At 38.2% G+C, this 22,667-nt stretch carries 24 protein-coding genes; 1 reads left to right on the forward strand and 23 read right to left on the reverse strand.

Translation table 11 applies throughout. The features are described 5' to 3' along the window. Window positions 1-5 precede the first annotated feature (5 nt). The 16 genes from KUV80_RS04910 to KUV80_RS04985 all read right to left on the reverse strand — a co-directional run bounded on the left by KUV80_RS04910 (window position 6) and on the right by KUV80_RS04985 (window position 13,242). Complete coding sequence (locus KUV80_RS04910) at window positions 6-509, reverse strand: GNAT family N-acetyltransferase (protein ID WP_222461547.1); 504 nt, start codon at window positions 507-509, stop codon at window positions 6-8. A gap of 512 nt (window positions 510-1,021) precedes the next feature. Next, entirely contained in the window at window positions 1,022-1,735 is a 714-nt protein-coding gene (locus KUV80_RS04915) for an alkylhydroperoxidase-related (seleno)protein (protein WP_222461548.1), read from the reverse strand. A 407-nt stretch (window positions 1,736-2,142) separates the two neighbouring features. After that, a complete protein-coding gene (locus KUV80_RS04920; protein ID WP_246625024.1) occupies window positions 2,143-2,820 on the reverse strand; it encodes a GNAT family N-acetyltransferase in 678 nt (225 codons plus the stop codon). 319 nt (window positions 2,821-3,139) lie between these two features. Further along, the gene (locus KUV80_RS04925) at window positions 3,140-4,066 is read right to left on the reverse strand and encodes a phosphotransferase enzyme family protein (protein WP_222461549.1); all 927 of its coding nucleotides are present in this window, start codon (window positions 4,064-4,066) and stop codon (window positions 3,140-3,142) included. A gap of 42 nt (window positions 4,067-4,108) precedes the next feature. After that, window positions 4,109-4,720, reverse strand: coding sequence for a uridine kinase family protein (locus KUV80_RS04930; protein WP_425308227.1), 612 nt, complete (start codon window positions 4,718-4,720; stop codon window positions 4,109-4,111). 322 nt (window positions 4,721-5,042) lie between these two features. Further along, window positions 5,043-5,582 carry a GNAT family N-acetyltransferase gene (locus tag KUV80_RS04935; RefSeq protein ID WP_222461550.1) on the reverse strand — a complete coding sequence of 180 codons (540 nt, stop codon included), beginning with the start codon at window positions 5,580-5,582 and terminating at the stop codon, window positions 5,043-5,045. Window positions 5,583-5,869: 287 nt separating this feature from the next. Further along, a complete protein-coding gene (locus KUV80_RS04940; RefSeq protein ID WP_222461551.1) occupies window positions 5,870-6,340 on the reverse strand; it encodes a DinB family protein in 471 nt (156 codons plus the stop codon). A 247-nt stretch (window positions 6,341-6,587) separates the two neighbouring features. Next, window positions 6,588-6,929: a DUF1801 domain-containing protein gene (locus KUV80_RS04945; protein ID WP_222461552.1), complete on the reverse strand. Its 342-nt coding sequence runs from the start codon at window positions 6,927-6,929 to the stop codon at window positions 6,588-6,590. Window positions 6,930-7,014: 85 nt separating this feature from the next. Further along, entirely contained in the window at window positions 7,015-7,437 is a 423-nt protein-coding gene (locus KUV80_RS04950; RefSeq protein ID WP_222461553.1) for a YciI family protein, read from the reverse strand. Between the two features lie 109 nt (window positions 7,438-7,546). Further along, a complete protein-coding gene (locus KUV80_RS04955; RefSeq protein ID WP_222461554.1) occupies window positions 7,547-8,812 on the reverse strand; it encodes an RNA polymerase sigma factor in 1,266 nt (421 codons plus the stop codon). After that, entirely contained in the window at window positions 8,790-9,242 is a 453-nt protein-coding gene (locus KUV80_RS04960; RefSeq protein WP_222461555.1) for a YciI family protein, read from the reverse strand. The genes KUV80_RS04955 and KUV80_RS04960 overlap by 23 nt, the downstream gene beginning before the upstream one ends. A gap of 126 nt (window positions 9,243-9,368) precedes the next feature. After that, entirely contained in the window at window positions 9,369-10,031 is a 663-nt protein-coding gene (locus KUV80_RS04965; RefSeq protein WP_276516621.1) for a DUF998 domain-containing protein, read from the reverse strand. A gap of 49 nt (window positions 10,032-10,080) precedes the next feature. Continuing rightward, window positions 10,081-10,905, reverse strand: a complete 825-nt coding sequence (locus KUV80_RS04970) for an alpha/beta fold hydrolase (RefSeq protein ID WP_222461557.1) — start codon at window positions 10,903-10,905, stop codon at window positions 10,081-10,083. Window positions 10,906-11,024: 119 nt separating this feature from the next. After that, on the reverse strand, window positions 11,025-11,411 hold the full coding sequence (locus tag KUV80_RS04975; RefSeq protein WP_222461558.1) for a hypothetical protein: 387 nt from the start codon (window positions 11,409-11,411) through the stop codon (window positions 11,025-11,027). A gap of 178 nt (window positions 11,412-11,589) precedes the next feature. After that, on the reverse strand, window positions 11,590-12,480 hold the full coding sequence (gene bla, locus KUV80_RS04980) for a class A beta-lactamase (RefSeq protein WP_246625025.1): 891 nt from the start codon (window positions 12,478-12,480) through the stop codon (window positions 11,590-11,592). A gap of 177 nt (window positions 12,481-12,657) precedes the next feature. After that, window positions 12,658-13,242 carry a GNAT family N-acetyltransferase gene (locus tag KUV80_RS04985; protein WP_222461560.1) on the reverse strand — a complete coding sequence of 195 codons (585 nt, stop codon included), beginning with the start codon at window positions 13,240-13,242 and terminating at the stop codon, window positions 12,658-12,660. 420 nt (window positions 13,243-13,662) lie between these two features. Between KUV80_RS04985 and KUV80_RS04990 the strand changes: the two genes are divergently transcribed. Further along, complete coding sequence (locus KUV80_RS04990) at window positions 13,663-14,844, forward strand: GTP-binding protein (RefSeq protein WP_222461561.1); 1,182 nt, start codon at window positions 13,663-13,665, stop codon at window positions 14,842-14,844. A 69-nt stretch (window positions 14,845-14,913) separates the two neighbouring features. Here KUV80_RS04990 and KUV80_RS04995 read toward each other — a convergent pair whose 3' ends face one another. The 7 genes from KUV80_RS04995 to glnA all read right to left on the reverse strand — a co-directional run bounded on the left by KUV80_RS04995 (window position 14,914) and on the right by glnA (window position 22,628). Beyond that, a complete protein-coding gene (locus tag KUV80_RS04995) occupies window positions 14,914-16,077 on the reverse strand; it encodes an NAD(P)-binding domain-containing protein (protein ID WP_222461562.1) in 1,164 nt (387 codons plus the stop codon). Window positions 16,078-16,237: 160 nt separating this feature from the next. Beyond that, the gene (locus tag KUV80_RS05000; RefSeq protein ID WP_222461563.1) at window positions 16,238-17,185 is read right to left on the reverse strand and encodes a TIGR03943 family putative permease subunit; all 948 of its coding nucleotides are present in this window, start codon (window positions 17,183-17,185) and stop codon (window positions 16,238-16,240) included. 18 nt (window positions 17,186-17,203) lie between these two features. Further along, window positions 17,204-18,211 carry a permease gene (locus KUV80_RS05005; RefSeq protein ID WP_222461564.1) on the reverse strand — a complete coding sequence of 336 codons (1,008 nt, stop codon included), beginning with the start codon at window positions 18,209-18,211 and terminating at the stop codon, window positions 17,204-17,206. A 336-nt stretch (window positions 18,212-18,547) separates the two neighbouring features. Continuing rightward, window positions 18,548-19,870 carry an MATE family efflux transporter gene (locus tag KUV80_RS05010; RefSeq protein WP_222461565.1) on the reverse strand — a complete coding sequence of 441 codons (1,323 nt, stop codon included), beginning with the start codon at window positions 19,868-19,870 and terminating at the stop codon, window positions 18,548-18,550. A gap of 230 nt (window positions 19,871-20,100) precedes the next feature. After that, the gene (locus KUV80_RS05015; RefSeq protein ID WP_222461566.1) at window positions 20,101-20,337 is read right to left on the reverse strand and encodes a hypothetical protein; all 237 of its coding nucleotides are present in this window, start codon (window positions 20,335-20,337) and stop codon (window positions 20,101-20,103) included. A gap of 147 nt (window positions 20,338-20,484) precedes the next feature. Continuing rightward, a complete protein-coding gene (locus tag KUV80_RS05020) occupies window positions 20,485-20,817 on the reverse strand; it encodes a hypothetical protein (protein WP_222461567.1) in 333 nt (110 codons plus the stop codon). 476 nt (window positions 20,818-21,293) lie between these two features. Then, on the reverse strand, window positions 21,294-22,628 hold the full coding sequence (gene glnA, locus KUV80_RS05025; RefSeq protein ID WP_222461568.1) for a type I glutamate--ammonia ligase: 1,335 nt from the start codon (window positions 22,626-22,628) through the stop codon (window positions 21,294-21,296). Window positions 22,629-22,667: the final 39 nt, after the last annotated feature.

Below are 22,667 nucleotides of genomic sequence, written 5' to 3' on the forward strand. Positions count from 1 at the left end.
TTAAGTTAGGCCATATTCTTGCATGAATAAAAGGTTTGAATAGGTCCTTCCCAATCCTTTTTACGTAATTCTGTAAAATTTTCATTTGTATAATTAGAAATTACTTTCATCCAAAATTGTTGAGCAGGGATATTTTCTTCCATTTGTGCCACCTCCCATTTTCCTGGGAACAAATCGAAAAGATAGAATGCTGCTTTTTTACCGAGACCACATTTTCGATATTTTTTCATTACAAAAAATTCCGCCATTGAATAATGTGACTCCATACTTATCTCGTCTAGTGACATTTTCCTAACAAGCGCAAAACCAGCATACTTCTCATTCACCCTTATTAAAAAAGGAAAACGCTCTGGTTCAATCCAATAATGATCAAAGTACTTATACCCATATACTCCTTCATCATTTACATCTTCAGGATCAAATTCAGTGAAATCGTATTTGTACAATTCTAATAAGTTCCGTAAAACCGTTTTCTGCTCAATAGATGCTTTTTCTACTTTAATATTCATGATTAATCCTCTCTTTGAAAAAAATGAGTAGTATTAGAAAATAAAATACCCTAGATTACATTTATTTTCATTCAGGAATGCTACCTAAGAGGTAAAGAGAAGAGACCGTAAATTACCCATTTCAAATTCCTACCTGTCGAAAAAAATATGATCTAGTTTGAGACCAAACAAAAAGGTTTGTAATAGTATACAAACCTCTAGAGTCATTTATAAAAAGGTTGAGTAAAGAATATAGAATTTTTCACTTGTGTATCGAGTTCAGTTCCTGTGGCATCTGCAACTCGATTTATCGCGTTAAAGAATGCAATAATACCTGCAGTACTTAATAGTCCTTCTATCCCGACTTTGTTTAGTAACTGCTCTTTTGATCGTTTGATTTGTGAGGATGATCCCCTAATTACATTGCGTGTGTACTCTAGTAATTCTTCTTTATGTTCTATATCAATCTTGGAACCTGTATAGCCCGGTAACTTGGCCGCGCTCTCCCGGAGGCGGATTTCGTGATAATTCGTTCAGTAAAAGCATTCATTTAGTACTGAAACTTCTGTTGCAACCTGCTCAATTTGCAATTTGTTCAAGGTATGTTCCGTGTGATATAGATTATCCATTAATGAAACGAATCCAATTTGTTCTGCAGGGACTATGGTCATTGCCCTCATGATGTTTGCGACGAGACCTGAGAGATTAAGCATTTTCTGATAATGCTGTTCAATAGCTTGATCGGTGCCCTTCTCAGGAACAATGGTCGGCACCCATGCAGAGTGTACGGCTAACCCAATTGGCAACAATTTAGATGGTTCACCAACTTGTGGTTGTGGCAATGGTAATTGTGAAAGGGTTAGTGCTTTCGTGTATGTATCAATTGTAATCGTCGTTGCAATTACACCTATAATCTCCACGTAAGCCGCGTCACTTAGACCCATTTCCCGGATAGATTGAAACCATTTTTCAGATAATCTTCCACTGTCGTTCACGACACGGTGTATTACTTCAATAACATTAACCGGTAGATCAGTTGTACTTTGATGTTCCCCTTTAAGTGCACCTGGCGAGATTGCATCGCTTCTCATTTGGCAAAGTTCACAAGTGGGTGCAAATCGTACTTCCCTTGCTATTTCTACCCGCTCACTTCCTGTCCACCAATAACCCGGTCGGCTTAAACGATCCCATTCGCTTTTAAATGCATTTAAAAGTCCTTTATTGATGGGCAAATTTGTTTGTAACAAACATAATCACCGCCTTTTTATTTGATTATACAATCTGTTTTTTGAAAGTTCAAAAAACATTAGTAAAAGTCATGTTTTTGCGAGCAAAACGAAATGAAAAACATCAATCACTAAAACAATAATTTAACGGTTGAAGATGTAAACCCAAAACAGTAGGACAGTTCATAGAACCCTTATCATTTCCACTTCTCTTTCAATATGAACAGTGGTATACTAATCTAGCGATGAGCTAATTTTGCATAAGACGAGATTGACGCGCCTTTTTAGGCAATGCACTATGTGGAGTGCTGTCTCTCGCAGCAAACGCACAAAAGACGTCCGTCTGGGCGTCTTTTTTCTATGGTAAATACTATAGAAATGCTGATTGGAACTTGTTAATTCTCTAAGAGTCAATCAATACCTCCTATTTAGAGAACACGCTGCATCAAAAGCATTTCCGGCGTTAGTTCTTTCACAATCACAAACCCACACTTTTTATAACAGGCAATTGCTCTCATATTGGTTTTCTTCACTTCTAGAAGAACGCGGCTTGCTGATCTCTCCCTTTTAAGAAGTTCAAGCATTTTCAAAATCATATAAGTTCCGATGCCTAAACCCCACATTTTTGTTTCTCCAATAAACTGATCAATACCATACATGTTTCGTTCTTCATCAAAACCATATTCTATACGTTTTTCCTCTTGAATTTCATAGAATTGAATATAACCGATAGCTTTATCTTCATAATCGATGATGAAGGGTCTAACGTAATGGTTCCCTTCGATTCTTTGATTAAATTTAAGCCGAATTGCATCTAGACTTGAAGGGGGCTCTTCGTAATATTTTAAAACAAGTGGATCGTTCAGCCATTTATGCATAATTGGGTAGTCCTCGCGCTGCATATTTCTGATTAAAATACATTCATTCCATTTATTGCTTCTATATTCGCCTTTTAAAATACTCATCATGAGATCGGTTTCCCACTTATCTTCTATAAGAGCGCCTTCCCGGATTCTTCCTTCAATCTGGAAGCCGCATTTTTTATAACAGGCAATTGCTCGTTTGTTATATTCCAGCACACGGAGGTCAACACGATGAATTTTCAATTATTTTCTTGCTTTCCATACGTAATTTTTTCCAACTAAATTAAACCCTACTGATTCATAAAGTTTGTTTGGAACTGGATATTTTTCTGGCATAGCCGTATATACAGTAGCTTTATCCGCGCCTAATACTTTAGCGACATTTAATTCATCCCATTTTGTAAGCTCAACTTTTTCACTGTATTTCTCAAATTGGTTTGTGTATCATACATGTCCTCATAACGAATCTTTGTTCGGCACTCCCGTCCTAGAACTTTCATAAGTTCATCAAACCTCAGACGAACGATCCTATACGAGTTGCAGCACCCCGTTCGTAGATCAATTATTTTATTTCTAATGCTTCTTCAATTTTTTCACGATTCTCGTAAATCCATAGAAACATTTGTTTATTTGTATTAAAAAGGGATGAATCCTTACAGAAAAAAGCCATAAATATACTTTGAATACAAAGCATTACATGCCACATTGAATGGACTTCAAAGGTGCTCAACGGATTTGCTTTTGAATATCCTCTTACTACTTGAGCAATAAACTTGTACCATGTCTGTCTGAGTTTATCGTCGCTAAAAACTTCACTAAGTACACTTGTTGAGCAATAACAAATATCAAAGATTCTTACGTTAACCTCTGCAATTTCAAAATCAAGTACCCCTGTTATTTTTTCGTCTTTAAAAACAAAATTGGAAACATGAGCATCTCGATGAATGAGTTGCTTAGGTAATTCTTTAGCCATCTTCTCAATGTCTGACTCTAATGACAGGAAGATGTTTTTTAAATGGTGATCTTCATGTACTTTCATTACTTCCTTGAAAGCCCAATCGTAAACGATTTGATGCAGATCTCGATCTGGAAATTTATCCGCTAATTCTAATGAAACTCTTTTTAAACTTTTATGTAGAAAGCCGATTGTCTCACCAAGAGAATTGGGTATGAAAGAAGTTTCCAAACCATCTTTAGCTTGTATGATGTCTCCGTCTATATATTCATAGATAACGTGGAGATCTTGATTATGTGTAAAAGTATAGTCTCCAGTTGGGCTTAGGACAGGCATCTGGACTTTAAATTGTTCACTATCTAATTCTTTTAACAGTGAAAGTTCTGTGTGGGCTTTTTGGACATTTTCTTTTTTCTTTATGATGTATTTACTTTTTTTGGTCTTGATTAACGAAACCCGTGGAGATAGCTCTGTCCATTCCTCGACTTCAAGACCCCATTGCTCTGGAATTTGAATTAAACCATTAACTGTCATTGTTGTATCCCCTGTCTATATTTGATCAATTGCGCCCATATCTTATAAAGTTCCACAAATAACGAGGTCAGCTCTTAAAAACGGTTTATGCGACTCTACATAAATGTCTTCTGAAATCATCCAATTACCTTCCCACATTGCACGTGCATCTTCTCCGTCCCTTGCAAGACCTCTTGAAAGTCTGATTTCTCGTGGACAATCTACCCAAATTTTGATGTCATATTTATCTTCTAATTCTTGTCGGATGGCATAAATCCCTTCGATTATCACAATGCCACCAACAGAAACAGTATGCCATTCTTCTAGTTTATCAGTTTCCCAATCATACCGTTGATAATGTCCATCTCTTCCTTGTTTTATTGGTTCTAGTACCTGTTTTAGAAGACGCTTCCAATCAAAATCAGCACCGATAGGTTTTTTTGAAGGATGTGTATTTATAATGTTAGAAGAAGGACGATAAAAATCATCCATGTGAACAATAGTTATAGTAGATAGATTTTCTTTTAACTTGTAAGCGAATGTACTTTTACCAGAACCTCCACATCCATCTATTCCAATCAGCAAAGTAGATTGCTTTTTAGATTTGTCGTTAATAACATTTACGCACTGTTGAATAGAATTAGGTTGCCCCTTCATTATGTTAAAGTCACTCATCACTAATCCCCCATTCCTCTTCAACATTTTCTGCCCGCTTCTTTAATACCAATTATTTCAAATTTTTTAAATGAACTCAATATATATATCTAAAAAAAAGATGCGTTCCATTGTCTCGAAACGCACCAGAAATACATTCTTTAATTGAAAAAGAAAACTTACAACCAATTCTTTAATGACACATTTGCACGAACTTAGTCCGTATTAATACATTTAACAATTCATTAACAACCTCTTGTCCCGATCCTTAAATTATTCATTTATATCCTCATAACCTTTTCCTTATAGCACCCTTAAAATTGAGATATTTTTTAGCCATTCTTCACTTAGTCCTCGTTATTGTATTATATTCTTCTTGAAGCATTCCCATAAGAATTTCATCAGAGTATGTATTGTTCATATAAAGGGATTGCCTCAATACCCCTTCTTTTTTGAATCCTGCTTTTTCATATGCTTTAATACCTCGAATGTTATGAGAATATACCTCTAATTCCAATCGATTAAGCTTTAGTTCTTCAAAAGTAAATTTTTGTGCAAGTTTAGTTGCTTCAGTACCATAACCTTTGTTAATCATGTTTTTATTATGAAGCGATATTCTAAAACCTGCCTTTTTGTTGCCTTGATCTATATCTACTACAGCTAATTCACCTATAACTTCATTATTCTCCAATAAACAAATGACAAAATCATAACGTGCGGGGTCTTCATTAAACTGTTTATAACTTTTGATAATTTCATCCCTAGTAAATGACCTACGAGTGCCAGTCATATATAGAAACTCTTCATTCTGACACGACTTAAAAATGCTTTCTATATCTTCATCTTTTACAGATCTTAAATATAGAGATTTCCCCTTAATCATCGTAATATCTCCTTTTTTTACTTATAATAGTACAAATTCTTCAACAATTTGATAATTACCCTTTCACTATTCCCGCTATGTTTGTTGCGTTATGATTGCCTATGCAGCAAACGGGATTGAGAAGTATAAAAATATTGTTCATTTATGTATAGATGGTTAAAGATTGTAAAGCCCAAATTCTTAGCAATACCTTTACGAAACTGAGGTTTTTTAGTTTTTTCATTAATAGTCTTGAATCATTTAGTTTTGAATCTTATTAATTTTCTCTCTTCTGTCTATTACTTTCATTAACGAGTTGAAGGCCACGAACCTTGCATTTTTCTTAATTGCATAATCTGACCTGTATGATATGCATCATGAAGCATGATGTCTAGGAGTTTTCTATCAAGTAAATTTTGATCTAGTTCACGGTCGGAAAGTGTACTTAGTGTCTGTCTTAAATTACGTTGAGCGTTATTGGCACGTTCAACAACGTCCTTCCATTCCTTTTCGTCACTGGATGGTTGGATAAGATAAAAGGTTTGATCCCCATCGAGGTGATGTGTCCACTCACGGTCTTCCAGGTTTGCAGTAAGTCTCTCCTTGTAATAAATGAGATGATTAACGTTTTCCCATATATTCTTAGTTGTTTCTCCCGCTGGTTTCCACATGGCCTGTTCTGCTGTAAGTCCTTCTACGGCATGTTTAAACGGTGCATACCAACTCTCTTTATCGAAAGTCGAATCTAGTACTTCTATGAGGAAATTAGTTCGTTCCAAGTTGATCTTCTCCTTCAATATTTATTTAATATACCTTCTTCACCATTCAGTCTCCGTTCGCCTATTATCTATCAAATTGTATATTCCATTAAATGAACGCGTTCCTGCTAGAGATACAACTTGCTAGAAGAACTTAAATAAATATAGCTTTCAGCAATTCTATAAATTCTACATGTTGAAAAACCAGCTAACTTAATAGTCACTGGTTCATATGATAACGCTATGTCTTAAAAAAATGCTTTATAGATTAAAGAGAACTTGAAGCCTGGCTGACCAATGACACTAGCTGGTCTGAATTAAACGTATCCCCTTTACGCAACTTCAGTGTTTTTCTTTCTGGTGGACCATTGAACATATCTTCTGGCAGCTCAAGCGCAGCAGCATTAAAGATGGTAAAGCTGACCGCGTCTTTTGATGTCGAGATAACCGCAGCATATTTTCCGTTTTTCAAAAAATGAGGTTTTTTATATTGAATTCTTTCCTTCACATCTGGTATAGCCTGATGAACAACCTTTCGCAGATTCGTAGACAGTTCACCTTGCCATGGATCTTTTAGTGTTTTAATAAAATCCGTTACTTCCTGATTCATTTTCATTACTCTCCTTTACCTTCATAGTGTTTTGTAAGTACGTTTCGTCTTTTTACTAAAGCAACGAGTAAACGGTGTAAAAAATTTATAAGTTTTTTAACAGGTTGAACTGTTCTTCTAAATGAGCTTTCATTGGGTCATGTATAGGTTCCGTTTCCTCTTCCAGCTTCCGTATCTCGATTTCAAACAACCCCATTCCTTTTGGAACCGGCATCTGTAGTGCCCATTCTGCTGCTTCAACCTCTGAACTTACTTCTATCAGAGTAAATGATGCAATCATCTCTTGTTCTGTTGAGAAAGGGCCGGCGTTCACTTCAGGCTTTCCACCATGTGATGGATATACGATCTTGACCCCAGAGGAGCTAGGGTGGAGCTTCTCTGCACCAAGCAACACTCCAGCTCTGGCTAATGTCTTCTTATACGCTTTTACGGCATTGTCATATTCCGGGCTATATTTTACACCCGCCTCTGTATAACCTGTTGCTTTAACTATTAACATATATCTCATTTTTGTTTTCCTCCTTATAGGAAGATAACTTTGACAGCAGCTGGACTGCTATTACCCTTCCTACTATGACGACGAACGGAAACCTCTGTCATCGACAATCATCGAAAAATTAAGTTGAAATTTTAGATTTACATGCTATTGCCCGGTTTAGTAAAAGTTCCTTCTCACGGTCATTACGGGTCATCAACGACGCACGTTCAAATTCTGCGCGTGCTTCATCGAACCGCTCTAGCTTGATGAGTAGATCACCTCGAACACTAGGCAACAGATGATATTCCTTTAATAAAGGTTCGTCTTTCAGTTCATCGACGATTTGTAGTCCAAAGGAGGGTCCAAACGCCATGGATATGGCAACCGCCCGATTTAACTCGACGATCGGTGATGGAGTTACTCTAGACAGTGCTTCGTAAAGAGCTGCAATGCGGATCCAATCGGTTGCATCTGCAGTAGGAGCTTTTGCATGACAGGCAGAAATCGCAGCCTGCAATGCGTATGGTCCGAGCGCACGTCCAAGTTTCTGGCATCGCTCAAGTGCTGCTAATCCGCGGCGAATCAAGAGGTGATCCCACTGGGCGCGGTTTTGGTCCATGAGAAGCACGGGTTCACCTGTAGCACTAACCCGAGTTTTAAGACGTGAAGATTGTATTTCCATTAAAGCAACCAGTCCGTGAACTTCAGATTCTTGAGGTGCAATCTCTGCAAGTACGCGACCAAGTCTGAGTGCCTCCTGACATAGAAGTGGCCGAATCCAGTGATCCCCAATCGTAGCTGAATACCCTTCATTGAACATCAGGTAAATGACTTCGAGTACTGCAGACAGTCGTTCATTACGTTCTTCTCCTGTTGGTACATCAAAAGGAACTTTTTCAGCCTTCAGTGTTCTTTTTGCCCTAACAATTCGCTGAGCGATCGTGGTCTCGCCAACCAGGAAAGAGCGGGCAATTTCATTTGTCGTTAGTCCGCATAATAGGCGGAGCGTAAGAGCAACTCGTGAATCTTGGGATAACACTGGATGACACGTCATGAAAATTAAACGAAGGAGATCGTCACCAATCTCCTCGTCCAAAGCACGATCTGCTTCTTCCTCTGTATATAGCTCCATACTGCGGGCCATCTCAACATACTTCTGATCGCGCAACTTCAATCTTCGAATAAAATCAATCCCGCGCCGCTTTGCCGTTGTCATCAGCCATGCACCAGGATTATCTGGAATTCCGATCTCCGGCCAACGTTCTAATGCGATTATCAATGCCTCTTGAGCAAGATCCTCTGCAAGACCAACGTCCCGTACCATTCGGGTTAAGCTAGCAATTATTTTTGCCGACTCCATCCTCCATATCGCATCAATGGTTCTATGTGTTTGAGACAATGTCACGTTTTTTTTTCTCCTCAATCTGTTTTCGAAGTGTTGTTTCTTTTACCAGAAATTCGGAATTTCCCATTAAGTCCTCTGGTTCAAAAACCTGTCTGAGTTCAATTTCACCCTGCCCAAATCCATGAGGATCAGGCATCCTCATCGCCCATTCAATGGCTTCTTCCCTAGACTTAACTTCAATCAGTGTGTATCCTGCGATTAGTTCCTTTGCTTCCGTAAACGGACCATCCATCACCTTTGGTTTTTCTCCAGGCTCTGGATAGGAAATTCGAATACCGTTGGAGCTCGGCTGCAGACCATCGGCTGCAAGTAATACACCTGCTTTTACCAATTCTTCGTTATATTTCTGCATGGCATCAATAAGTTCCTTGTTTGGCATAACACCCGCTTCTGAATCGGTTGAAGCTTTCACAATCATCATGAATCTCATTTTGTTGACCTCCTAATGTTTTTTTTGAGTACTGTATCCAAAAAGTATATTAAGTCCATAGATTACTAACTAACCTACAGCATTCACTTTAATATTTTCGTCGCCTGTAATTAAAATTCCTCTGGCTCAGTCGTTAGACACTTCAGTACGCAATCTGCCTGCAAGAGCGGAGACCCACCCAAAAGCAACCATTCCAGCACATCCCATGATGACTCCAATCCAACTGTTTATTGCCATTCCCAAAACAATCAGCAAAGGTGAAAGGATACCCGTTGTTATACAATAGATCTTCCAGCCATGAAGTCCCTGTGATGAAAACCGACGTGCAAAGATAAAGGTTGCCACAATTAGGGAGATAAAGGCGATAAAGAAAGCCATGGAGTGGAGAGCCGCATGGCCACTCATGGATGTAGGCATATGAGCAGGCGCACCTTCTGGAAAACCAAGACCGGGATCTGGGCGAAATAATCCAGCGACAATCATACCAACCCCATAAATTCCGATGAGTAAAGCCCCCCATGTGCCACCTCTACTGCCTCGTAATAATTTACGAAATCCAATAGCCGCTATCACTGCAAGCAACCCGGTAATGATGAAATTTGCGCTTTGAATCCAGCCTAGATCACCTAACGTTAAGGTACTGATAGCGTGGCGCTTTATATCGTATCCTGTACGTGTAAACGCTTGAACGATGGCCAATACGTAGAACAGCGGTGCAGAAACTACCCCACATATTAGAAGCCGTTTAATAAAACTTTCATTTTTCTTTTTGACATAAGCGATTTGCATATTTATCCATCCTTTCTTGTTTTTAGAAGTTAAGCAAAAACATAACTCCTTACACTTCAACGTAGTGTTTGTTCATAAAGAATGCTGAAAGCTCCGATGAAATGATTGTTGTATTCAATTTCTTTGTATGCCCAAGCCCCTTTTTACTCAACAGTTTCGCATTGGGCAGCACTTTAGCAAGTTCTTGCGCACCATGACGCAGACCCGTGGGGCTTTCAATGCCTTCAAGCACGAGCGTAGGCATCGTGACTGAACTCCACAATTTGGCAGGTAATGGTTTTCCGTCCATATATCCATCCAACAAAGCAGCATCATAAGGAAGTGTGTGAGCAACAGCCATCAGGTTAGACCACACACCTGGCATCATGCGCATTAAGCTAACAATGAAAGAAGGTGCACCCATGCCCTTTGTCATAAAGTACTTAATGGCCTCAGCTCTGCGATTATCTTTTATTAACTTATGAACGTGCTGTTTAAAATCTTTTGGCGGCTTGTGACCCTCATCATTAACAACAAATGGAGGTTCGTGCAGCGCTAATTTCGTTATGTTTGCTCCATTGGCGGCTGCCTGCAGGGCAAGAACCGCCCCCGATGATAATCCCCAAACATATGCTGAGCCGCCTGCTGCATCAATAATTGCTTGAAGATCTTCAATCTCTCGTGCTATTGCATATTCTTGAGTGTCTCCGCTATCCCCACGGCCACGGCGATCATAGTTGTAGACCGTAAACTGTTCGGACAATAGATTTGCCAGCTTCACCACTTCCGAAAATTTTCGGTAGCTAAACGCACCTGCTACCAGGACGAGTGCGGGTCCTTGACCAACTTTGTCATACACTATTCTTGTTCCGTCTTTTGAAATTACAGTGTTCATGGTATCTCTCCTTTGTCTTATGACAGATTACATTTTTAACTCTGAATTTGTTTCTTACTAAGACGACGAACCGATCTTGACACAATCGACACATCCTCAAAAAAATTTTTCTCCTGGAATTACTTTTTTCTTAAAGCTGAATAACCTAGCCCCATATAAATAATTCCAACACATAAAATAAATATTTCATATCTAATACCAAGCGATCCAAAAGAAATCAAAAAGAACCCAATCATTGTAACGCCAAGTATTATGTAAACGGATACAAAAATAGTAGACCAAATTTTGTTGTTAAGTTTGAAAACACCAAATACCGTAATACCGCCAAGAACTAGAGAAACTGGCAAAAGTATCATTGGGATCATATTGGACATATCATGTTCTGAGTGCAATGTCTCTGATAGACCCATTCCGATCCAAGACAATATTCCAAATCCTAATCCTAGAAAAACGGTTAACAGCCCAGCAATAACACCTAAAGTCTTTGTAAATATATATGGCTTCACTTTATCACCTTCTGTTTATATTAGTCCCTTCTATATATCCAATGAATTCTGTTAGTTTTCAAAATTTTTGAGGCTACCCATAATCCTCAGCACCTTCCAGTACATTTTTTCTCCTTCAAAGCAAAGAATCCTATACGTGAAGTACAGGATTCTGACTAGGGACTAAAGGAATGGTAGATTATTTTTCTTGCAGCTGTCTAATTGCCTCTTCTGTAGCTTTAGCAATGAGTTTATCAACATACTCGGAGTTGGCATTTTCATGACTGGAGAGTACGGCGAGGATAATTGGGGCACCATCTGGCGGCCATAAGACAGCGATATCATTGCGAGTGCCGTTTGCGCCACCGGTTTTGTCTCCCACTATCCAGCCTTCAGGGACACCTGCACGAATTAAAGCATCACCTGTTGTGTTACGTTTCAACCAGTCAAGTAACAGATTCCTCTTGTCCTCTGGAAGAACACTGTCTAGCGTGATTGCTTGTAAGCTTTCAGCTAGTGCTTTAGGGGTGCTTGTATCTCTCGTTTCTCCAGGCTTTACATCATTCAAGTCCGGTTCAATTCTTTCAGGCTCTGTAACATAATCACCTATTTTTCGAAGGGATTCCTTGAATCCTTTTGGACCGTCGATGGCTTCAAGGATAAGATTTCCTGCAGTATTATCACTGTATCGGATAGAGGCATCACTTAACTCCTTTAAGGTCATTCCCTTATCCACATGCTTTTCCGTAACTGGGTTATAGTTAACCAAATCCTCCTTCGTATAATGAATTCTTTCATTCAGATCATCAATTGATCTGTTCATTAGAAGTACTCCCACAGCCAGTACCTTGTGTGTAGATGCATAGGCGAAGCGCTCATCGGCACGATAAGATATCGTTCGCTTGCTACCCGTATCAAGTGCATATACACCAAGTCTTGCATCATATTCCTTCTCGAGCTCCTGGAAACTGATTTTTGTTTCTTGTTCCTTTTTTGGGTTTTTCTCGCTCTCGTAATTGGAACAGCCTACAAGAAGCAAAGCTCCTACTCCGAGCGTTACAGCTGCCTTCTTCATTTTAAAAAATATCATCGAATCCTCCATTCATTTTTTATTGATTGTAGGATTTTATTTTTTACTAGTTTATAATAATCTGAGTTGGAATTCGTCGTCCAATCTGCCTGTTTGCTTTGTATCCATTGAACTGTTTTAGACAAGGTATAATATAGGTAATTCATACTTCCTCTATGTGAATTAAAAGAATCACAGCTAACTAATACTTTTGTTCTCACTATCTTGAATGTTTTTTAGTTTAAAATAATCCTCTTCTAGCATAGCTAAGCATATGTGGTCTCGCCATTCGTCACCAACTTTTACGTTTTTTCTGGCGAAACCTTCCCTAACAAAACCAACCTTATCTAGTACCCTTAGAGATGCAATATTATCTGGGTTAACTTCTGCGGTTACTCTATGAAAATTCAACTCTTCAAAAGCTATTTTTAAAGCAATCTTCAAAGACTTAGTCATATATCCTAGTCCGTTGAATCTCTTTCCAATCATATAACCTAGGAAGGAGCTTTGTAGTGGTCCACGTACTACAGAGGTAAACTGAACTTCACCGATTAAAGTATGCGAAGAATTATCATCTAGATAAATAGCAAAATCGTACCTACTATCATCGGCACGCTTTGCAATTAAATTGTTTATACTCTCTACTTGTCCTTGTAAGGTAAAGAATTCTTCACTTCGTTTATATGGAGACCACTCTTGAAAATGAGCTTGGTTTTCTATATGCAAATTTAATCGTTGTTCACAATCTTCAATAGAAAATGGACGAACAATAATGTTCTTCAACGTAATTCCCCCATTTATTGATTTATGTATTCTACCTAATTTGATGAACTATCCTATCTCATCTATACTTCTATTCACTAGATTAAATAAATATGATTTTATCTATTATTTACGAATTACAATACTAAAATAACCTCACTACTTATTCCTCTCTATTTAATAAAAATCCTTTTAAAAAGCATTTTAATCGTTATTATTCCAACAAAAATAAGCCAATTCATTTCAATGCGAATTAATTGACTATATGTATAGCTTTCTTCAGGTTAATCTTTAAATGAGAAATCATGAAATATAAAGTTCAGCAATAAGGTAACATAATCTACGAATTCCCACCTCCAAAACTTGCACAAATGCATGTGTATAGTTAAAATGTATTTTATAAAACGTAATCATTACGTATTAGACTGGAGAGTGAATAATATGAAAATACCGGTTACTGTCTTAAGTGGATACTTGGGATCTGGAAAAACAACATTATTGAATCATATTTTAGCGAATAAAGAGGATCGAAAAGTAGCTGTTATCGTTAACGATATGGGCGAAATTAACATTGATGCATCATTGATCAAAAAAGGAGGCTTTACACGAACCAATGAGAAGCTTGTTGAAATGCAGAACGGTTGTATTTGCTGTACTCTTCGAGAAGATCTTATTAAAGAAGTTGAAAAACTCGCTCATTCCGGTGATATTGATTACATCGTGATTGAGTCAACAGGGATTAGTGAGCCCGTACCTGTTGCACAGACCTTTACATATGTGGACGAGGAACTGGGTATAGATTTATCTGCATTTTCTACCCTTGATACAATGGTGACTGTTGTTGATGCGAATCGATTCTGGCACGATTTTGCATCGGGAGAAAGCTTACTTGACCGCAAAGAAGCAACAGATGAGACAGACACAAGAGAGGTAGTCGATTTACTCATCGATCAAATCGAGTTTGCAAACGTTATCGTATTAAACAAAACTGACTTAGTAGAACAGCATGATGTTCACGAATTAAGAGACGTTCTCATAAAACTCAATCCTGAAGCACGTATCGTTGAAGCAAGTTATGGACGTATTCCCCTTGAGGAAATCATGTATACGAAGCTGTTTGATTTTGAAAAATCAAGCCAGAGCGCAGGATGGATAAAAGAGTTAAATAACGAGCATATTCCTGAAACAGAAGAGTATGGCATCTCTTCTTTCGTTTATAGAAAGAGACGTCCTTTTCATCCGGAACGTCTGATGACATGGCTAGAGAACTGGCCAGTAGATGTTGTTCGGGCAAAAGGTTTCTTTTGGCTCGCTTCACGTAACGATACAACAGGGCTTATCTCACAAGCCGGATCCTCTATCATCATTCAGGCCGCTGGTGAATGGGTTGCTGCCTATCCTGAAGAAGAGTTGCAGCGAACATTAAAAGTAGAACCCGAATTACTAGATAAATGGGATGACATTCACGGTGACCGAATGACGGAAATTGTAATGATCGGTATTGATGTGAATCAAAATGAGATTGAAGAGAACTTGGATTCTTGTCTTTTGACAGACACTGAAATGAAGGGGGATTGGTCTTTACTGTCAGATCCGATTCCTTCATTCGAAACAGTAGTTTGAACTTAATAAAGCAAAAAAGAACAGAGCTTTTCTGTTCTTTTTTCTTTGTATCCTATATTCTTTATACAGTTACATCGCTTGGAGAATTCGTGCCGCTGCTCTCCTCGCCCCTGCTATATTTCTTGCCACCGGTCCAATTTCAAGCTCAGCAAGTGGCCCCATTACGAAGAGTTCCTCTCCCCATTCTAATGTAGCTGGGCTCACGATTGGATATCCGCATTCTGCACAATGAAGTCTTTCCTGATTGATCGTATTCTTTAACCATTCAATTCCAGGAGGCGCAGAATGAAAACCTGTTGCTAGTATGATAGTTCCTGTATTTTGTGTTAAGCCCGACTGACAGTGCAGCGTGTTTGTATCTACCGAGAAGGATGTTACTTCATCTTTCACTAATTTAATCCTACCTTCCCTTTCAGCTTTCTTCAGACGAAGATAAAGTTCTTTAGTTATAGAACCTTTATGCCTCGCATCAAAAATCATTTTCCTTCGGCTTTGATAGTCTTTGTTTTTCTGAAAGTTATCCATATACATGGGTCCTTGCCATCCAGGGTCAGAATCAAAGGAATGGACTTGTAATTCTCTTCGGTAGATCATAGTAACTTCTCCAGGAAACAAATTCATTAACTTTAATGTCAAATGAGCAGCTGTTATCCCTCCTCCAACCACAGTTACTGGGGGGATCAGTTCATCAAAATCGGGGAAATCCTTCTGAAAAACGTGATGTACTTTAGCTTTCTTAACCTTTGCTTTATGAGCCCATTCCGGCCAAAAAGGATGTTCACTTAACCCTATCGCCAGAACAACTTTTTCACTATTATAAGAATCACCTTTATCTGTATGAACAATCCAGCCATCACCATTTCTTTCCAATCCGTTCACAGAACTTTGCTGCCAACAGTCCATTAGCTCCACTTCATCAATTAACGACTGACAGTGGTGGTTAAACATTTCTAAGGATGGCCGGTCATAATAACCATAGAAATGACCTTTGTTATAGTCTTCTTTCTTTAAAAATTTTTCTAAACTAAACGGATTCACATCTAGATGGTGTACAGATGGTGAACGTAAAAAAGGCATTGCTATTGTTTCCGTACACCTTGTCCAATTTTGTAATGGTTTGTCATTTTTATCCATAATCATTAAATCTTTTTTCTTTATCTTTTTCATTTTTAATAGATGTACCGCTAATGTGCAGCCTTGAATTCCACCACCGATAATGATTAATTTTCCCATTCTTAAAACTCCTTATTGCAAATGATACTATAATTAAATCGTAACGATTACGATTTGTAAAGTTAATAATAGAGTTTTTGTTCAATTGGATTAATACGAAAAATAATGTATTAAGAGCAGCAGTACCCGTTAATAGATACCCTAAACATTTTTTCTTACTCTAATTGGCTCCTAAACTCTCCGCACTAGGATACACATATGGATCTTTTAAAGGTTCAATTTTTTTCAAAGATTCCACTTTTACAAGAGGCAGCCGAATATTAGTGTATTCTGTTTCATCAATTATACCTGTCACCGTATACCATGTGTCCGTTTCAAGCTTTGAAACCTGATCTCCTTCAATAATTGTTCCGTAAACAACCGCATCTGCACTGCAGCAATTCATGGAAAAGCGGGCAATAACGACCTGGTTCTCCTCCATCCCATCTTCTCGATAAACAAATCCTGTCGTTTCTATTTCTTTGCCTTTAAACTGATCTAGATAAATATCGAGTACGCTCATTGTGTCTAAGTAGTGTTCTGATGTAACTTTTACTTTATCTTCTTTTAATAGCTTTTTACCGAGTTTCTCATAGTACTCTGTAACATCATATATTTCTACCGGATTTTCTTCTTTAACGTTCTCTTCCATTTTTTCAATGTATCCCTCAGGATCTTCCAGGTAGGCTTCAACATCGATTTCCTCTGTTGCAACTACTTTCCCGTCATCAGTTTTTTGAGCAGGTTTTGCATATAACCCATTACCATACCGGATCCCACGCTTTTCAGCTACAGAACTGTCCATTGCTTTTTCGGGCATCATAAACCCTGTCAACAGGGGTATAACGAAAAGCATATAGATTAAAAAGTGTTTAAGCGGTGAACCCTTTGGCGCATGTTCCACTCCACATCCACAATTGTCATCATGTTGATGCTGGGATCTTCTAAAAAACTGCATAACTCCTAATATTCCAAAAATCACAATTGCGAAATACACAAAAATATGCATTTTGGGAGCTACATAAAAGCTTAGCTTTCCGGATGTAATCAGTCCGATTAGCAACAGCATAAACCCAATCATAATAATGCCTCTCAAATAAATGTGAAAATCTAGGTTCTCTTTTTTCATATCCAGCTTCTCTCCTGTCTAAAAGTACTGAAACACCATTGTAGCTGCGAACACCATAACCGTTATTAAGCCCATTAAAACAAAAACGAAGCGTGTTTTAAAATACGCAAACATCATAAACATGTTTTTCACATCTAGCATCGGTCCGTACACTAAGAATGCAATGATTGAGCCTACAGTAAACGCACTTCCGAATGAAGCGGCAATAAATGCGTCGGCCTCTGAACAGATCGACAAGAGAAAAGCGAGCCCCATCATTAGTCCAGTTGACATCCATTCATTGCTTCCAAGAGCGAGCAAATCTTTTCGGTCTAAGAGCACCTGGAACATACTCGCCAAAAAAGCACCCATTATGAGAAACTTACCCGTATCAAAAAATTCGTCTGTTGCATGGTATACCGTTTGTTTCCATCGGCTCACCGGCATTCCTTGTATATGATCATGTGCACCGTGCTGAATTTCGGATTTTAGTTGATTTTGATTACGAAACAGCATATAGATAATAATTCCTATCACAACAGCCACTGCCAGAGCAAGTCCAACTCGACCGTACACAACAGTTAAATTGGTCCGAAATGCATAAAACGTTGATAAAATAACTACTGGGTTTACAATCGGAACCGTTAATAGAAATACAACACCTAAGTGTAGCGGCATCCCCTTTTTAATTAAACGTCTTACAACCGGTATAATCGCACATTCGCAAACCGGAAAAATGATTCCTAAAAACATTACAGCCCCAATGCCTGCATAAGGATTTTTCGGTATTAATTTCCGGATATGATTCTCTGTTATAAAAGTTTGAATAAGTGCAGAAACGAATACACCTAACAAAATAAAAGGAACTGCCTCTATTAGAATACTTAAAAATACTGTATTCACATGCATGATAGAATTCGGAAGGTTTTCAAATACGGAGTCGTTCTTGATTTCTTCCATAAACAGAAAAGCAATAATAAAAATCGATAACAATAAAAGTCCGATCATCTCTTTTCTTACACTATCTCTCGTAACTAAATTACTCATGATTTCGGCTCCCCATTCTTTCCTATTTCATAATTTTATGTAGAAACTAGTATTTTTATGATTGGAATCTAGTAATCAAAACTCATCTCTAACATTAAATCGAAATTATTACGATTTGTAAAGTCTAAAATAAGCAGGCGTTATTAACTCGTCTACTACGTGAGATATTCCCACAATCTACGCCGTTTGTTGAATAATAAAAAAGATGTCTCTATGAACAAGACATCTTCTTATCTTTATATTGGTTCAGCATTTAATGATTTAATGCGATCGACTATCCATTACTCTCCTAAAATCTCATCCTTTTATCTTCAGCACTTTTGTAAAGATTATAATCTAATTTTGAATGGATATTGAGGAAAAGGTGGTTTTTTGCAACCTCGGTAAGCCTAGGATTAAAAACAATGATCGTGCCGTGCTGAATAATATAAAGGCTAACCACAATCCATGGTTACTAAGAATCGGAGCTGCAAGATAAAGCGACACTAAGAATATGATTAGGGCTATGATCATCGCGTTTCGTAATGGAGCAGCTTCTGTCGCTCCTACGAAGATGCCGTGAAGTACGACCCCGAAACTGGCTACAAGCGGATAACATAGAATCCAAGGCTGATAGATTGTTAAGGCTTCAATAACTCCCGGTATCGTAGTAAATACCAAATGAATCTGATCATGAAAGAGGTAGTAAATTCCTGATATAAATAATGAGGATAATAAAGCCCATTGAAAGCTCCGTCGGATCGTAATCCTAAAGAGTGTCTCATCTTTTGAGCCAATGGCTCTACCGGTCAAGATACTCGATGCATTCGCAAAACCGTCATACATATATGCCATGATGTAATGGATTTGAATCAGAATAGCATTCGCAGCAAGTATTTCTGTACCGTACGTTGCCCCCGTCGCTGTAAACACATTAAATACGATTAACAGGCACAATGTCCGGATAAATAGATCCCTGTTTACCTTCATCATTTTTTTATAAGAAGATAGATCAATTGATTTTATTTGAAAAATCTTTTGTAGTTGCTTAGCTGGAATAGCTTTCCATACGATAAGAAAACCGATCAAAAAAGTGGAAACCTCAGATATTAAAGTAGCCGCCGCAACCCCTGCAACACTCCATGAGAAGACTTTAACAAATAGAATATCTAGTACAATGTTCGTTAGATTCATGTACATTTGAAGAAACAAGGTTTTCTTAATCATAGCCAGTCCCATCAACCATCCTATGATCACATAATTCAGCAGCCCGAAAGGTACACCCCATATACGTATAACGAAATAATCTGATGCTAGAGATTGGACGTAAGGATCTGAGGTCAAAAGTGGTAAGAAATGATATTTTATTGGATATTGAAGTGCTATCAAACAAGCACTAATACTCAATGCTAGGAGCAACGGTCGACTAATAGAACGTAATATGTCTTCCTCATTTTTCATTCCTTGAGCTTGTGCAGCGAACCCAGATGTACTTACCCTCAAGAATCCAAACAGCCAATACATCGTGTTAAAGATAATCGTGCCCACTGCTACTCCAGCTATATAAGAGGAATCATCCAATTGCCCAACAACTGCTGTATCTACTGCGCCAAGTAGAGGAGTCGTGATGGTTGTGAGAATCAGCGGAAGTGCTAATCTAAGATATTTCGAATGATTCAATGAAGTTCATCCTCCTAAAAACATAAAACGAGCACTTCTTACAAGTGTCAGTTCTCTCCTATTCAAAATTCTGTTCCATACTCATCTCTACCAGCATTTTTGTATAGAGATGATGAGACGTGGAAGAGAGTTCATTGAATAGAATTCCTTTGCTGCATATTAGGCTTTAAAGAATCGTGTTAACCTCTTAACTCTAAGTTAAACGTAACCATTACGATTTACAAAAAGAATCATATCACTCGAACGATAACCCCGTCAATCCTTGGTTCAATAAATTGGAAAAAGGCGGCAGAGGTTATAGTAGAGGCGTAAACAACAACAAAACCGACCAGATGTGTCTCCAGATCGGTTTTTAACTGTGTATTTATTAACAGCACTCGTATGTTGAAAAAAAATTTATATATCTTTACAAAAGTCGCAACTTTCCTTACACCCATTCCCGAGTAGATAGGTGTAATTTTATTCATTTCGTTAATTCCCCTGACCTTGTTTGAGTAATGACTTCAAAAAAAAACCATCGAACTCAAAAATGAATAAGATGGCTAATTGCTTTACTGGATGATGTTTTTTACTCCGTAAGAAGATTCGTTAAACACCCATGAGTGTATATAGAATTATTGAATGATTTCAACTGGTCCATGATCATCACAATGACCGTCATGAACATGATGAAGCCTGCCATTCACAAGATAGTCCATGTGGTCTCCATGTGGAACCATCTCGTGTCCACAATCTTCACTATGATTGCAGCTGCAATCGATAGGCTTGCATTGATCAGGGTTCTTGTCATTAACAGGGATATTACACTCATCCCAATGTCCTTCATGCTCGCGGTGAAGATGTCCATCATGAACGAAATCGATATGATCATCATGCCTAATCTTTGTATGGCCACATGCCATGCTGTGTTGATGTTTATGCTCTCCATTGTGGATATGATGTTCCATGCAATCTTTCCTCCTCATACATAATACTACCTTTGTATGGTTTCCAAAATTAAAGCATAATATGAGGAAAGAATGTGGCACTAAGACTAAAATTCATATTTTTGAAACGACGCTTAAAGCTCCACTCCTAGACCATCAGTCCCTACGAATGACAAAGTTAAAGTGAGAAACAATCTGACAGATATCGAGGCTTCCCCAATCAGAGCACTCTATTTATTTAAGGTTTTCAATGTCTTTTTGTTTGATGCTGTTCGGACTTTTCGTGCGCTTTACTGCGTATTCTAGGATAGTTCTTGTCTTTTCATCTGAACTTTGTAATGTTCTAGGTGTGCCTTTAAGGATTCCGGGTTTAACGCTTGAACAATTAGGATGTTTGCCAAATCACGTCCCGCTTCTTTTTAGAGTTATTTCAAAAGCCTATGTGATTTTTCTTGCAAAAAAACCCTTGACGCTAAAAGCATCAAGGGTTTTGAATTTTAGTACATGCTCATATATTGTTCGCGTTCCCAAGGGTGAACTTGTGTGCGGAACATATCCCACTCGATTTCTTTCGCTTCAATAAAGTGTTCAGTAGCGTGCCCACCGAGTGCTTTCGTTAATACTTCATTTTTGCTAAGAAGAACTAGTGCCTCTTTTAGTGTTGCAGGAAGATCTTTAATGCCTTCCGCTTCGCGCTCATCTTTATCCATCACATAGATGTTTCTGTCGATTGGTTTTGGAGCGTTTAGCTTGTTCTTGATTCCGTCAAGACCTGCTGCAAGCAATACTGCCATTGCAAGGTATGGGTTAGCTGTTGGGTCAACACTACGAACTTCAATACGAGTGCTAATTCCGCGTGATGCTGGAATACGGATTAATGGACTTCTGTTTTGCATCGACCAAGCTACATAACATGGTGCTTCATAGCCAGGTACTAGACGCTTATAAGAGTTTACCGTTGGGTTTGTAACCGCTGTAAAGTCTTGAGCATGCTTTAAGATCCCCGCTAGGAAATGCATCGCTGTTTCACTTAAGCCTGTTTCAGACTTATCATCATAGAATACGTTCTCTCCGTCTTTAAATAAAGACATGTTAGCGTGCATTCCAGATCCGTTTACTCCAAACAGTGGTTTAGCCATAAATGTAGCGTGTAGTCCATGTTTGCGTGCAATGGTTTTAACTGCTAGCTTAAACGTTTGAATGTTATCACAAGTACTTACGGCATCAGCATATTTGAAATCAATTTCATGCTGCCCTGGTGCTACCTCATGGTGAGATGCTTCAATTTCAAAGCCCATGTCTTCAAGCTCTAAAACGATATCACGACGGCAGTTTTCTCCAAGATCAGTAGGAGCAAGATCAAAATATCCGCCTTTATCATTCAGCTCTAGAGTAGGTTCTCCTTTTTCGTCATTTTTGAATAAGAAGAATTCAGGCTCTGGTCCGATGTTAAAATCAGTGAATCCTAGGTCTTCCATATCTTTTAATACACGTTTTAAGATTCCACGCGGGTCTCCATCAAATGGAGTTCCATCAGGGCTAAAGATATCACAAATTAAGCGTGCCACTTTTCCTTTTTCGGAAGTCCAAGGGAAGATTACCCAAGTATCTAAATCAGGGAACAAATACATATCAGATTCTTCAATTCTTACAAAACCTTCAATGGAAGAACCATCAAACATCATTTTATTGTCTAATGCTTTTTCAAGCTGTCCGATTGGGATCTCTACGTTTTTAATTACTCCCAATAAATCAGTAAACTGCAATCGAATAAATCTTACATTTTCCTCTTTTACCAATCTCATAATGTCTTGTTTAGTATACTTAGACAAATCTTTCTCCTCCTTTAATTTAAAACGCCGTTTTAGGGC

This window comes from Fictibacillus nanhaiensis, assembly GCF_019801215.1.
Taxonomy (GTDB): domain Bacteria; phylum Bacillota; class Bacilli; order Bacillales; family Fictibacillaceae; genus Fictibacillus; species Fictibacillus nanhaiensis_C.